Origin of the sequence: Micromonospora sp. NPDC050200, assembly GCF_040656135.1 — a bacterium.
Taxonomy (GTDB): domain Bacteria; phylum Actinomycetota; class Actinomycetes; order Mycobacteriales; family Micromonosporaceae; genus Micromonospora.
This window is the reverse complement of the sequence record NZ_JBFALG010000100.1, coordinates 1-13,522: the sequence shown is the minus strand read 5'-3', so window position 1 is coordinate 13,522 and position 13,522 is coordinate 1. Positions and strand designations below refer to the sequence as shown.

Here is a 13,522-nt window from a genome sequence, read left to right as displayed (position 1 = left end):
TTCGTCGCCGAAACCCCGCAGCGCACGCGGGTGGAGCTGGAACATCGCCACCTCGACCGGCACGGCCCCGGCTGGGAATCCGTCCGCGACGGCGTCGCCCACGACGAAGGATGGCCGCTCTACCTGAACCGCTACGCCGGCCTGTTCACCGTAGAGGGCTGACCGTCGCCGTTGCCGACGGGATGCCACGCAGTTGTGGCGTCTGCTACGCCACCGGGTCCCCCACGTCCTGCGTAGGGATACCGATCGTTCTCACATCCATGTCGCAAGCGACATCAACGGCGACACGATCTTGAGAAGGCGTCATCGAGGTTGAGAACCTACAATCCTCATGTAGGTTCGCGTTCGAGTTGGCGTTGCTGCTGGCCTGGCCTGGCCTGCGGCTTCCGGCCTGGCTCTCACGTGTTGGCGGCCGGCGCTTCTCACGGACGTGCCGCTTTCTTGATGTGCGCCTGTGCCGCGAACCGTCACCTGGCGCGGGCAGCACGACCACCACTGCCAGCGGGGGAAGCAACCGGGAAGCCGGCTGCATGAGGCAAAGGCGCGGCGAAGCACCTTGACGACCGCGGGTCAACGTCGGTAGCCACGGGCGGACAGGCCAGCGACGATGCATTGATGAGCCTGCTGGATCGTGTCCAACATCTCTGGGTGAGCCTGGCTGGCGCGGCGACCATCTTCCCGGCGAGCGGCATGCGGGTGTTCGTCGCTGCCGGGTCACGGTTGTGCCCACCCGGCTGGGCAGGCATCGCCGTGTTGGGCAACGCGGGTATCGCCACCGCACCGGACAGGACTACGGCTAGGATCCTGCGGCAGTCGCTGTCCGGGAGGCCCACGTGTGCGGCGGTCCAGGTGGAGCGTTGGCGTGGCGAGTCACACGTTGTGGGTGTCGCGGACGTATCCAAAATTGCATACGCCACCGCAACGGCCCTCCGACTTTAATGGGGGCATGAACCACAGCGCATCCCTGTCAGCACCGCCCCGCCGCACGCGCAGGATCGTGCTCGTCAGCCTGGCGATCCTCGGCCTGGCGAGCGCGGCGTTCGCCGTGCGGCGGCCGCTCATGATGTCCGCTCCGAGGTGCATGGCCGGGCGGTGGCACGGCTGCTTCGACACGTTCAACGGTGTGGTGCTCATGATGCTGGTCGCGCTGCCGTTGGCCGCGCTGGTGGTGTGGGCTCTGGCGCGCTTTCGGCGTGCCGCCGGCGTCACATCGGCGTGGCGGATGTCGCTGGCCGAGGTGGGCATGGTCTACGGGACGGTGCCGCTCGTATGGATGACCCTGATGCCGGGACCGGGGGCCGGCATCGTCCCCGGCCGGGTAAGCCTGGTCCCGCTGCGGGACCTGGTCACGATGGGGCCGGTCGGGATCGGCGGCAACCTGCTGATCTTCGCGGCGCTGGGGTTCTTCGCCCCGATGCGTTTCGCGGCGCTGGCGTCCGTGCCGCGGATCCTGGCGCTCGGGGCAGGCTGCTCGGTCCTGGTCGAAATCGCACAGTACGTGCTGCGACTGGACCGGGTGTCCTCGGTGGATGACGTACTGGTCAACGCCGCCGGCGCCGTGCTGGCCGCGCTGGCGTCGCGCCGCTGGTGGCGCACTGCGGCGGAGGTGCCGTCGGACCAGTCTCGCCCCGCGCCGGCGGTGGCAGGCTGAGTCGCGTGTCCTCTGTGCACACGTCGGCGCTATTTGAATCTCATGATCATGGCGGATCCGCCAATGCGGCCGCCAAGATCATGAGAATCCGCCATCAGGAATGAGAACCTACAGGCGATCAGTGTAGGTTCTCGTTTGAAATGTCGGCCCACAGCTCGTTGACCTGGGCTTGGGCGACCGTTTCTCAATGTTCTGTCGGTGGATTTTTCTCATCGATCTGTCGTTTTCTTGATGATCGTTATGGCACGCGCACTGCCTGACTGTGATCGTGGCGGTTGGGGTTAGCGGCAGCGTTAGCGCAGCCGCTACGGGGCCGCTTGATGAGCGCATACCGGATGGGCGGCCAACCACTGTCAGAACGTCGTCCCTTCTTGGTTAACCTGCCGGGATGGTGGACGGGGAGGCGCGGCCGGCGTTCAGGCAGTGGTATGACCGGGTGCTCGACATCGGCCCGGCTGGCAATCAGGCCTTCTTTGGCCGGGACGTGCTGGCGGGCTTGGTGCAGGGGATTCGGGACTTCCGGGAGCGCCGGCAGCAGCGATGGGAGCAGTACCACGGACCCGGGGCGACGCTGCTGGGCTGCGCGATGTGGATGGACGACCCGGAGTTGCTCGACGAGCTTGCCGCACTGGAGGCGGCCTGCGTGGTGGTCAGCAAGCAGTCCCGGGACAGGAGTGTGCAGCCGCCGGACCTGCCATACAAGCTGCGCCGCCTGGACGACCTCAACGCCCGCACGCCCGGTATTCCGGTTTGCTACTTCCCTCAGATGGAGGAGCTGACTTCCCTGGTCGACGGCAAGCCGCCGGTCGTTGGGCCCGGGTGGTCGCTGCCGCACGAGGACTCGGTGATCCCCACCGTGCGGACGATCGGCTTCCGCAAGGGCGCGGGCAACAACGGGTCGATGCCACCGATCCTGCACGCCAAGCTGGCGCTGCTCGGCCGTGTCGTCGCTCACGTAATTCCCCGGGGCTGGGCTCACGTAATTCCCCAGGGTGTGGCCCTCGGTTGATGTTCTACTTGGTGCCTGCCGTGGTTGTCGAGCCGGCTCGCCCTGGCCGCTTGTTGGGCCGGTAGCTGGGGCCGTTCATGAAGACCTGGTGGCTGGTGTTGATGAGCCGGTCGAGCAGGGACTCGGCGACGACGGGGTTCGGGAACAGTGGGTACCAGTCGGCTGGTGACCGGTTCGAGGTGGCGATCAGCGACCGGCCGGCTTGGGCGCGTTCGGAGATCAGTTCGTAGAGGTCGTCGGCTTGTTGGGCGGTTAGCTCGCGCATGGCGAAGTCGTCGAGGATGAGCAGTGCGGGTCGGGTGAGTTCGGCGAGGCGGCGGGGCCAGGTGCGGTCGGCGTGGCCGCCGGCGAGGTCGGCCAGGGCGCGGCTGGTTTTGGTGAAGCGGACGTCGGCGCCGCGGCGGACGGCGAGGTGGCCGAGGGCTTGTGCGATGTGGGTTTTCCCGACGCCGACGGGTCCGTGCAGGATGACCGACTCGCCGGCTTGCAGCCAGCGTAGGGCGGCCAGGTCGCGGATCTGCGCGGCGGGGAGTTTGGGGCTGGCGTGGAAGTCGAACTCTTCCAGGGTGGTGGTCTGCTCGAAGCGGGCGCGGCGCAGCCGGCGCTGGATGCTCATGGCGTCGCGGCGGGTGGTCTCGTCGTGGCAGAGGACCTGCAGGAACTCCAGGTGGCCGAGTTCTCCGGCTTGGGCTTGGGCGAGGCGGGCGTCGAGGGTGTGCAGCATGCCGGACAGCTTCAGGGTGCGCAGGCTGTCGTGCAGGGCGGTGTCGACGATGGTCACGAGATCTCCTTGGGCTGGTATAGGAAGTGGCCGAGAGCGGTCATCAGGTTGGCCCAGTCGGTGCCGACCGGGCGGGGGAAACCGTTGCGCTGCAACGCGTCGGCGATGTCGAAGAGCAGGCCGTAGGTGAGTCGGGGGTCGGCGTGGCCGGGTTCGGGCAGCGGGTAGGCCGACTGCGATGTGCTGGTGTCGTTGGTCATGCCAGCGCCGCCGTCCTGGCGCTTGGCTGCTCGTCGTCACCATCACCGTCACGATCGGCGTTCGTGGTGGCCGGGTCCGCCTCGGGCGTGCTGCTCGTGCTGGACAGGGGGATGACGTTCGCGAACAGCTGCGAAGGGCCGTGCAGGTGGGCCGCGGCGCCGCCGTCGCCGGCCGATGGTGGTGGCGGGTCGGTTTCCGCGCCGGCGACCAGGATGCCCTTGATGGTGCGGTAGGAGGGGTCACCCACCGCGATCGCTTTGGCGCAGGCGGCCTCCAGCCGGCCGGCGCCGTGCTTGTCGGCCAGGCCGAGAACTCCCTGGGCGGCGCGGAGCCGGAACAGGGCGTTGACTTCCAGCATGCCGTCGATGACCTGCCGGCAGGCGGGGCCGATCTCGTGGGCGCGGGTGCGGCACCAGGTCGGGGTGCGCATCCGGAACGCGATCTTCTCCGGCGGGTAGTGCCCGAAGTCGGTCCGCTTCCCGGACGGTTTGCGCCCGTGCGTGGCGATCAACTGCCCCTGGTGGAAGATCTGGACGACCATCGGGGTCTCGCGGGCGTCGACGCGTTGGCCGATGAACCGCCACGGCACCGAGTAGATCGTCTTACCGACCTTGGCGTGGATGTCCGGCCCCACCATGGCCGTCGACCACGTCGCCAGGACGAACGGCTTGGCCGGCAACGGTTGCAGCGCTTCGGCTTCGACCGCGGTGAACACCGCCCCCGGGGCCGCGCCGGACAGCGGCCGACACGCCCGCCGGCCGGCCACCTCGACGCACCAGGCCACCGCGGCGGCCTGCATCTCGGCCAAGGACGTGAACTGCCGCCCACGCCAGAAGCTGTCCCGAATGTAGGGCATCGGCCGCTCGATGCGGGCCTTGTCCCGTGGCTTGCCGCGCCGGGCCGGGTCGACCAGTACCCCGTAGTGTTCGGCCAGCTCCCCGTAGGAGCGGTTGATCTTCGGGTCATAGAGATCAGGCTTGTCCACGCCCGTGCGCAGGTTGTCCGGGACGAGGCGCCGCGGCGTGCCGCCGAAGAACGCGAACGCCTCGACGTGCGCCTCGGTCCAGGCCCGCTGATCCATCACCAGCACCGGCCGCACGAACATGTGCCGCGAGTTCGCCAGGACCATCGCGAACGCCCACACCCGCCGCCGCTTCCCGGTCGCCGGATCAACCCAGTGGCCCAGATGCCCGTAGTCGATCTGGGCTTCCTCACCCGGCGGGGTGTCCGCCTCGTCGCGCAGCACCACGACCCGGTCGCGGCGCACCTCCTCGGGCAGGTTCGCCGCCACGTACCGCTTCAACGACGCCACCGACGCGGTCAGGCCGTGCTCGTCACGCAGCCGCTGGTGGATCGTCGCCTGCGTCACCCCAGCCTTGAGCATCTCGACGATGTACTCGTGATGCCGGGTGATCTCCGGCCAGGTCACCTGCCGCAACCGGGTGTCCGCCAGCTGCGGGAACCAGCGCATCACCAGCGCCGCCCAGTCCTGCTGGCTCATCGCCGGCCCGCCCGGCGCGAGCCCCGCCGCCACCGCCGGGGCCAGATACTTACGGATCGTCTTGCGGTCCACCCCCAGCGACGCGGCCACCTCGCTGATCGAGCGGCCCGCGTACCAGTGGATGAAGATCTCAGTCACATCGACCACGTCGAACGTTCTCCTCGCCATCGGCTCCCCCACCCGTCACCCGAACGAGGGAGGACTCTTCCTGACCGCGAGGACCACCCACCCGACCCACACGCCCCATGAGCTGGGGAATTACGTGAGCGACCGGGTGGGGAATTACGTGAGCGTCAGACCGCTACAGGTGGGGAATTCGGGCCGGTGGTGGGCGGCGGCTTGGAACCGGTGCCCGTGGTGGCCCAGCGTCCAGTGCCACGGGTGGCTGCCGCCGCCGTCGCGGGCGAATCGGAACCGGTCGAGCAGGCCCAGGGTGGCCAGCTCACCGAGCCGGATCTGGCAGGTTCGGCGGGCGTGGAAGAGCATGCGGTGGATCTGGTCGGTGGTGAGGACCTGATGGTCGTCGAGGAGCTGAAGCAGCCGGCGGTCCCGGTTGGTGATGTGCGGATAGATGGCCAGCAGGCTGGTAGTACGTGATTGCGGCATAGGTGGTTCACCCCGGTGGAGAGAGAGTCCCGTAGGGAGTCTGGATAGGTTGATCTTGATTCCGGTGGTGCCGTCAGGCGGGTTTGAGCAGGCCAGGCACCTGACAGGCCGGGTCGGGGAGGCTCGTCTGGGGCCTCGTGTCGCAGACACCCCCAAACGAGCCCCCAATGCCGCACCCAACCGAGCCCCCGAACGAGCAGCCCTGATGATCACCGGTCACGGGAGTTCATCCGCCGGCGCATCGTCGAACGGGCGAGCTGCTGCATCGGCGGCTCACCGTCCGTGCGGTTGTGGGCGGCGGCGCATTCCTGCCGGATCGCGGTCGCCTCACCCACGACCGGCACGGGTGGGTTGGTGGTGAAGGTGAATGCGGGCAGTTCCCGGTTGCCGACCAGCAGCCGGGCGGCGGCGGTGTAGACGTCGAGGTGGGCGAGGTCGTGCTCGTCCACCTCGGGTTTGGTGTGCCTCGACAGGTCCCGCGCGTCGGCCGGGTCGACGGTGAAGAACACCTTGCTGCGCGCGTTGGTCGACACCGCCGCCGCCACGTCGTGGGGCAGTTGGGCGAGGTCCTGGTGTGCCAGCACGAGTCCGAGTCGGGAGGTGCGCGGAACCCGGCCATGCTGATCCCCGGCAGCCGACGCGACGGGCGTGGAACGGCGATGTCCACGCTCGCCCAGTCTGGTGGTGTCCCGGTCGACAGCACATGACCAGTCTAGATGCTGACCACAAAGCGGAACATTTGTCCAAGACACCCTTGCCCTGAGCTTGTGATGCTCGACCTCGTGTCCGGCAAGACCGCAAGTTGCGGAGGCCGCGGAACTCCGAGCGACAGGAGATGCGATGACGAGGCAGCTGTCACATTCGAAGGTCCGGGCGCTGGCCCCGGTCCTGCCTTCCACTGGTGAATCGATTGGACTGATGAGGAGTGACCAGGAATGACACCGATGCAGCGTCGTACCTTCCTGCTCTCGTCGTTGGCTGCCGGATTCGGCACTGTCGCCGGCGGGGGACTGCCGGGCCTCGCGCCGGTCGCGTCCGCCGCTGGGCTGGTCGATTCGGCGACCGTGGGCAGCGCGCTGAAGGTTCAGGTGGCGAGTGGTTGGCTGCGGGGCCGGAGGGACCGGGGAGTGGCAGCGTTCCTCGGGATCCCGTATGCCGCCCCGCCTTTCGGGGCGCGCCGCATGCGGCCGCCAAGGCCGCCCGTGCAGTGGAAGGGCGTGCGCAACGCTACCAAGTACGGGCCGACCTGCCCGAAATACATCCCCGATCCGGAGAGCGCAGCGCTGTTCCCGGAGGTCGTGATCTCCGGCGAGGAATGCCTCAACCTCAACGTGTGGACCCCCGATCCCCGGGGATCCGGCTTGCCGGTACTGGTCTGGATTCACGGCGGGGAGTTCAGGAAGGGGTCCGGATCCGCGCCCCCTTATCGCGGGACCTCCTTCGCCCGCGATGGGGTCGTGTGCGTCACCATCAACTACCGGCTCGGCGCGGAGGGCTTTCTCTACCTCGATGACGGCACCGCCAACCTGGGGTTGCTGGACCAGATCGCCGCACTCGAGTGGGTCCAGGACAACATCGCCGCCTTCGGCGGCGACCCGGGGAAGGTGACCGTCGCCGGTCAGTCCGCCGGAGCCATGAGCATCGCCACCCTCATGGCCATGCCCCGCGCACGCGGCCTGTTCCGCCAGGCAATCACCCAAAGCGGGGCGGCCGCCCAGACACTCACGGCCCAGGCCGCCGCAGGCGTCACGTCGAGGCTGGCTGATTCGCTCGGAGTTGCCCCGACCCGCGGAGCCTTCAGCGAGATACCAGCCGGACGGCTCGCGCGGGCGGCGTCCGACCTCGTCGAGGAAGGCACGACCGTCCCGGATCCGAGCAAGTGGGCAGGCCTTCCCTTCGCCCCAGTCGTTGACGGCGACACCCTCCCCGACCACCCGCTCGACGCGTTGAGAAGGGGCGCCAGCAGCGGCGTGCGGCTCCTGGCCGGGTGGAACCGGGACGACGTCCGGATCGGCCTCGTCCCCAACGGCATGATGGACAGGATCGACAGGGTCGACGAGGCCACCCTCTCCGCACTCGTGGGCGCCCTTGGCGCGCCCGAGGGGACGGTCGAGCTCTACCGGGCAGCCCGGCCGGCAGCGACCAGAGGAGAACTGCTCGCCGCGGTGACCACCGACTGCTTCATTCGGATTCCGGCGATCCGGGTTGCCGAGGCGCGCCTCGAGGCCGGCAGTTCCAACACCTGGATGTACCGCTTCGACCACGAGTCGCCGAGCTTCTGCGGCCGGCTCGGTGCCGCCCACGGGGTGGAGATCCCGTACGTGTTCGACGTCCTCGACGAGGAATCCATCCACGCCCTTATCGGCAAGCAACCGTCACAGGTCGTCGCCAAAACTGCCCACGACGCCTGGGTCAACTTCGTTGCCGACGGCGCCCCGGGCTGGCGCCGATACAACCTGGCCAACCGGTCCACCGCGCTGATCGACGAGGGGATCACCGTCGTCAACGACCCCGACCGTGCCGAGCGCGAGGTGTGGGCCAGCGTAGGGTGATCAGGAGTTGTCATTCGGTGTCGACTGCCCCATGCGCTGAGCTGCTGGACGTCCGGACGACCAGCGCGGAGCCACAGTGACCCTACCGTCCGGCGGGGCCGGTGTACGGCTCGTTGGTCGACGGCGCCATGGAAGCAACACGCCTCGATGAGGCCCGCTGCCGGTGGCATGGAGACCGACGGGCCACGTCGCGGCCCGACCGTCGCACCCGGAACTCAGGGCCGTGCTGGCCATCCGAGGAACTCGATGACGTCGGCGATCGGCGAGCAAGAAACGACCACACCAGCCGATCAACGAGTTGGACGGGGGAGAAACCGCAGGACACGGGCTAGCATGATCCGCCCGTCGGTGGCGCGGGGCAGCGCCAGCCCGGCGAGGGTCACCCGCAGCCGGGCGACATCGATCCCGCCGGCGCCCAGAGCGTCGTACAGGGCGCCGTGACCACGGTGTTCGGCGGCCAACGACAGGTCGACCAGGCTGGTCACCGGCCCGCCCGAGCACAGCAGCGCGTCGGTGAGCTCGAACAACGCGTCCGCCCGACGCGGCAGGCACCGGTAGAAGTCCCGACGAAACCCGGCCAACCTCGCTGCTGGATCCTCGGCCGACCGGACCGCCGGCATGTCCGGTGTGGGCGTGTCGGGCAACACGGCGCTACCCAGGTAGTCCAGAATCGTGGCCACGGCCACCGCCTGTTCTGTTCTTCGTGTCCTTGCAGGGAACGCGAAGGATCATCAGGCGGTGGCCGGGCTTACGTCTCCACGACACGCCGAGTCCACACAGGACCAGCCCGGCGCACGGGCGCGGAGATTAATGAACAAGCTACCGTAATTGGCACCGGGCGCTCGGCTGACGCGGCCGGCATCGACAGCCGCCGGTACTATCCGGGACTATCCTTACCGGACGGGAACGCTGATGTCCTATCTGGGCGTGTCGTGAGCGGTGTGGTGGTCGGGCAGGTCGCCGCATGTGTGGCAGTTGCCGTGATCTCTGGCTGGCTGTATCGCCCGGGTTCAGGGCTTCGACCGGTTGCGGTTGCCGTGTGGGCGGCACCGCTGCCGCTGCTCGTGCTCGCGCCAGCGCTGCTGCCGACATAGACGTACTGGTCCCAGCCGGCGTGAACGAAGAAGTCGTCCCCCGCTTCCAGCCGGCACCATACGCCGTCGGCACGCAGCATCAACCGCACCAGCTCCACGGCATGATCCAGCTGAAGAGGAGCGCCGTCGTGGTAGCCGTCCAGGTCGGCGCCGAACAGCTCGACGAGCCCACCGAAGCGTTCGTGGATGTCCGATCCGATGCCCGTGACGATGGGGACCGACGGCTCCCTGATCTGTAGGACGTCCACGCCTGTGTCCTCGGCGAAGGCCGCCACCGTGTCCAGATAGGCGGCCTCGACCGGACCGTAGTCGCTGTCGGTGTCTTCGCGGCCGATGTAATGGCCCCGCTCATCCCGATCAGCCGGGTTGTACTTCGTCACGCGCCAGACGCGAAGCGTCGGAGCCTGGCTCCCCATAGCCACCTCACGATCATGGCAGAACCTATGACGCGGACCGACGGCTCGATGCGCGTGGTTTCCGGGTTCACCGACTGGTTCGAGCGCACTACTTTCGGCATGACCGCGCGTCGAGCGCCGCCGCGCGCCTGTCACGTACGGTGACGCCCGGATCGCGGCAGATCCGCGCATCGGGCAAAGGCGCGAAGCGTGGCGTAGTGCCTACCTGGTGGAAGATTCAACTACTAGGCGCGGTGCCGACTCAAAGGCGGGACCGACGAGGAGTCGCACGGCGAGGACAGCGACCCAGCCCAGCTCGGTAAGGAACCCCAGCCGCTGAATGAAGCCGTACGGCGAGCCCGGGTCGGTCGACGCGTAGGCCACGGCTCCCAGGACCTGGAACACGACCACCAGGATGATCGTGACGATCGAATAAAGCACCCAAGGGCGGCCTCCAGGAGCCTGCACGAAGCGGCGGGTCAGCACAATGCATGCTGCGACCATCGGCGGGGTTGCGAAGACGCCGGCCAAGAGAGAATGCAGGAACCCGGGCAGCGTCGACGTCGCCGCGGCACCCGGCGGATAGCCGAGACTAGGATCGGTAGGAAAGAAGGCCTCGCTGATCAAGGCGACACCCACGACGGCGATCAAGATAGGCCCCCAAGTCGCACCCCTGCCCGAGTTGAGGACCCGCCGCAGCCCGACCGCGAAGCACAACAGCCCCGCTCCACGGACCATCAAGGCGATGGTCATCACCCACCCTTGCGGGCCAAGGGCCAGATTGCTCATCGGGTGGTGCCAGGCGTGGTATCCAGGTCGAGTCGCCCCCTCGACAAGGACGACGACGAAGAAGATGAGCGGACCGACGAGGCCCGCCGCAAGCAGGAAACGGACCGCCAGCGGCTGCCTCTCGACCACCGGCGCGTGAATCACGCCGTGGCCCGATTTGGTGCTCACGGATTACCTCCTTCGCCTCTTGAGCCGGGCTCCCGACTCTTTGCCAGGGCAGCATCGCCAGCGCACCGCCGTGCTGTCTTGGAGAAATGTTCCGCGCTCGTGATCAGCGAGGCGAGCATGGCACCAGCCGCGGGCACTCTCGGCCCGTAGGGAGCTACTGAAGCAGTCCGACACCGATGATCGGCAGTGGACTCGATGGACAAATCATCAGCACTCCATCAGCACTCGGTGGAATGTCACGCATCAAGTGGAACCAACCTGGGCGGGTTCAAGCGGTGTGCGACACGCGCAGGTCACGTGCCGTGTGATGAATTTCTGTACGGGTTCAAGAGCGCCGCTGACGCGGCGCGCCGCGGCGCCACGGGGTCGCTTCGCGACCCGCCCCTAGCTACTTCGACCTGAAGAAGTGGGTTCGAGCGCGGTTGGTCACGCGATGGTGGCGGTCGCGGTGGCGTGGACTGCTTGCTGGGCTTGTGTTTCAGGCGTTGGCGGCGGCGAGGGCGGTGATTTTGGTGAGGTTGTGGGCCAGTACGCCGTATCCGCACCAGATTCTGGCACCGGAGAGGCCGTCGAGGCGGGTGCGGTCCCAGTCGTAGCGGTGTTTGAGGTGGCTGATACGCCCTTCGCAGCCGGTGCGCCATTTGACCAAGCGGCGGAAGCCTGGTTGTCGCTCGTGGGCTTGCCGGGCGGTGCCCGGTTTGCCTTTGCGGGGAATCGCCACGGATTTCACACCGGCGTCGCGCAGGTCGGTCTCGACGCCGGCCTCGCCGTAGCCGCGGTCCGCGGCCACAGCGCCCGGCGGTTGGCCGGTGCGACGGGTGATCCGTGCGACCGCCGGGGCCAGTTGCGGCGCGTCGGGAGGATTGCCCTGCTCCACCGTGTGGTCGAGCACGATGCCGTCGATGTTGTCGACGACCTGGGCCTTGTAGCCGAACTCGACGGGTTTGCCGAGCCGGCCCTTGGCGATCGGGCGGGCGTCCGGGTCGTGCAGGCTGACCAGACGGGTCGCCGAGTCGGGCTTACCGCCGGCCAGCCGGATCCGCGCCTGGGCGATCACCCGGTCGGTGCGGTCGATGATGACCGCCAGTTCGTCGATGGCGCGCCGTAGCCGGCCCCTGGCACGGCCGGTCATCCGGGCCAGGCCACGGCGGGCGTTGCGCAGCACCACCCGCGCCTCCACGGCGCTGCGTTGTGCCAGGCCGGCCAGCTCTGCGGTGATCCGCGCGACGGTTGCCTGGCCTTCCTCGCGGGCCTGCGCGCCACGCAGCCGCAGGTGCGCCGCGATCGAGCGGACGCGCCGCCCGGCGGCGCGGGTGCGGTCGCGAAACGCCGTTCGCGGCGCGGCGCCGACCGCCCTGATCCGGCACGCGAGGCGGGACATCCGCCCGACCGCCCGGGCGAGCAGCCCGGTGTCGGTGGGGTAGTCAACGTTCGCCGACACCACGGTGGTGTCGGCGCGGACTTTTCCCGTCTTCACCACCCTCGCCTCTACCGCTGTGGCGAGCAGTTGCTCGTTGAGCTCGGCGATCGCCTGTTCCCCACACCGGGTGGCGATCTTCATCAGCGTAGTCGGGTGCGGCAGCCGGGCGTCGATGTCGATACGGCAGAACCGTCGCCACGAGATCGAGTCGGACACCTCCGCGCACAGCGACTCGTACCCGAGCCGGTAGCGGTGCTTGAGGAACATCAACCGCAGGTACGTCTCCATCGGCACGCTCGGCCGGCCCATCCGCGCCGAGAAGTGCGGCACGAACGGGGCGAAGAACCGCTCGTCGTCCAGCCACGCATCCACGCGTTCCAGCTCAGTCGGCAGCCGCAGGCACACCTCCGGCAGCACCGACTCCCACAACGACGGCTGCACGTTGCGCGTACGAAGCACCGAATCTCCCTGCGCCGCACCAACCCTTCACCCTGATCAACGACGACAAGGCCGGGCACGCAGCGCGCAACCAGCCTCGTCGATCTACTTTTTCAGGTCGAAGTAGCTAGCAATGCCAATGCGGGCAGCTCGGCGTCTGCGGCGGCGATCAGTGTTTCAACAGACCGGGGCGCTCCGCCGGTGTACCGCCGAGCAATGGCGACGAGTTCGGGGATCGGCGCGGGAACCCGGTGGATGTCGTCGACGATCTCCAGCGGCCCAACGCCGTTCGCGAGCAGCCAAAGGTAATCGCCGAGATCTCGGGCGATGACCTTCAGCTCGCCCTCGGAGCCGAGGAACACGACGGGCTGGGTTTCGACCGCGGCGCCCGCGTCACGGATCCAGAAGGCAGCCAGCCCGCCCGACCCGTCCCGTCCGAACACGCGAAACGGCGGGACACCGGCGGCCGGATCGCCGGTCCAGTACCGCCACCACTCGGCGATCTCACCAGACCACGCGAACTCGTCGTCTGGCTGGAAGTCATGGCCGTCATGATCTTCAAAGAACCGGCACGCGTGTGCCTCTTCCAGCGCTACCGGAAGTGCTCGATCTTCCTCGATCACAGTCGAATTGTACGTAGACGGACGCCTGCCGCCTCACTCGGCACGTCCGCTGCGACCACGCGGCTCAGAACCCCCATCCAAGATCAGGTGCGCGCTCATCGGCAGATCCGTGCACCCGCCGACCGACAGCGACGCTGATTACCCTCTACACAGAGTCACTGGTTGTCCTGCCCGTACTCCCGGCCAGCACCAAGTCATGGGCAGGTTCAGCCGGTCGTAGCATTTGATCTTGCTGGTTCGGTGGGACAGGATGTTCCGCCGTGCGTGCGTTGTTGACCTTGGCTGATCGTGAAG

At 68.1% G+C, this 13,522-nt stretch carries 10 protein-coding genes and 3 pseudogenes; 3 read left to right on the top strand and 10 right to left on the bottom strand.

Annotation, left to right across the window (positions count from 1 at the left end):
- Nucleotides 1-862: 862 nt before the first annotated feature.
- Both AB0I41_RS33090 and AB0I41_RS33085 read left to right on the top strand, forming a co-directional pair.
- Nucleotides 863-1,651 carry a VanZ family protein gene (locus AB0I41_RS33090; RefSeq protein WP_357114907.1) on the top strand — a complete coding sequence of 263 codons (789 nt, stop codon included), beginning with the start codon at nucleotides 863-865 and terminating at the stop codon, nucleotides 1,649-1,651.
- A 388-nt stretch (nucleotides 1,652-2,039) separates the two neighbouring features.
- A complete protein-coding gene (locus tag AB0I41_RS33085) occupies nucleotides 2,040-2,660 on the top strand; it encodes a hypothetical protein (protein WP_357114905.1) in 621 nt (206 codons plus the stop codon).
- 4 nt (nucleotides 2,661-2,664) lie between these two features.
- Here the strand turns inward: AB0I41_RS33085 and istB are convergent, their stop codons facing one another.
- From istB to AB0I41_RS33060, 5 genes and pseudogenes are all read right to left on the bottom strand, one after another.
- Nucleotides 2,665-3,441, bottom strand: coding sequence for an IS21-like element helper ATPase IstB (gene istB, locus AB0I41_RS33080; protein ID WP_357114903.1), 777 nt, complete (start codon nucleotides 3,439-3,441; stop codon nucleotides 2,665-2,667).
- Nucleotides 3,438-3,641 (bottom strand): hypothetical protein, encoded by a 204-nt coding sequence (locus AB0I41_RS33075; protein WP_357114901.1) that lies wholly within the window; start codon nucleotides 3,639-3,641, stop codon nucleotides 3,438-3,440. The genes istB and AB0I41_RS33075 overlap by 4 nt, the downstream gene beginning before the upstream one ends.
- 194 nt (nucleotides 3,642-3,835) lie before the next feature.
- Nucleotides 3,836-5,290, bottom strand: a pseudogene (gene istA / locus AB0I41_RS33070) (IS21 family transposase); the annotation flags it as partial.
- A 135-nt stretch (nucleotides 5,291-5,425) separates the two neighbouring features.
- Nucleotides 5,426-5,749: a replication-relaxation family protein gene (locus AB0I41_RS33065; RefSeq protein WP_357114899.1), complete on the bottom strand. Its 324-nt coding sequence runs from the start codon at nucleotides 5,747-5,749 to the stop codon at nucleotides 5,426-5,428.
- Between the two features lie 209 nt (nucleotides 5,750-5,958).
- A pseudogene (locus tag AB0I41_RS33060) lies at nucleotides 5,959-6,345 on the bottom strand (type VI secretion protein); the annotation flags it as partial.
- Between the two features lie 339 nt (nucleotides 6,346-6,684).
- Between AB0I41_RS33060 and AB0I41_RS33055 the strand changes: the two are divergent.
- The gene (locus tag AB0I41_RS33055) at nucleotides 6,685-8,301 is read left to right on the top strand and encodes a carboxylesterase family protein (protein ID WP_357114897.1); all 1,617 of its coding nucleotides are present in this window, start codon (nucleotides 6,685-6,687) and stop codon (nucleotides 8,299-8,301) included.
- 326 nt (nucleotides 8,302-8,627) lie between these two features.
- Here the strand turns inward: AB0I41_RS33055 and AB0I41_RS33050 are convergent.
- The 5 genes and pseudogenes from AB0I41_RS33050 to AB0I41_RS33030 all read right to left on the bottom strand — a co-directional run.
- A pseudogene (locus AB0I41_RS33050) lies at nucleotides 8,628-8,921 on the bottom strand (transposase); the annotation flags it as partial.
- 257 nt (nucleotides 8,922-9,178) lie between these two features.
- Nucleotides 9,179-9,775, bottom strand: a complete 597-nt coding sequence (locus tag AB0I41_RS33045; protein WP_357114895.1) for a hypothetical protein — start codon at nucleotides 9,773-9,775, stop codon at nucleotides 9,179-9,181.
- A gap of 237 nt (nucleotides 9,776-10,012) precedes the next feature.
- Complete coding sequence (locus AB0I41_RS33040; RefSeq protein ID WP_357114893.1) at nucleotides 10,013-10,747, bottom strand: DUF998 domain-containing protein; 735 nt, start codon at nucleotides 10,745-10,747, stop codon at nucleotides 10,013-10,015.
- 478 nt (nucleotides 10,748-11,225) lie between these two features.
- Complete coding sequence (locus AB0I41_RS33035) at nucleotides 11,226-12,596, bottom strand: ISNCY family transposase (RefSeq protein ID WP_357114909.1); 1,371 nt, start codon at nucleotides 12,594-12,596, stop codon at nucleotides 11,226-11,228.
- Nucleotides 12,597-12,718: 122 nt separating this feature from the next.
- Entirely contained in the window at nucleotides 12,719-13,228 is a 510-nt protein-coding gene (locus tag AB0I41_RS33030; RefSeq protein ID WP_357114891.1) for an SMI1/KNR4 family protein, read from the bottom strand.
- Nucleotides 13,229-13,522: the final 294 nt, after the last annotated feature.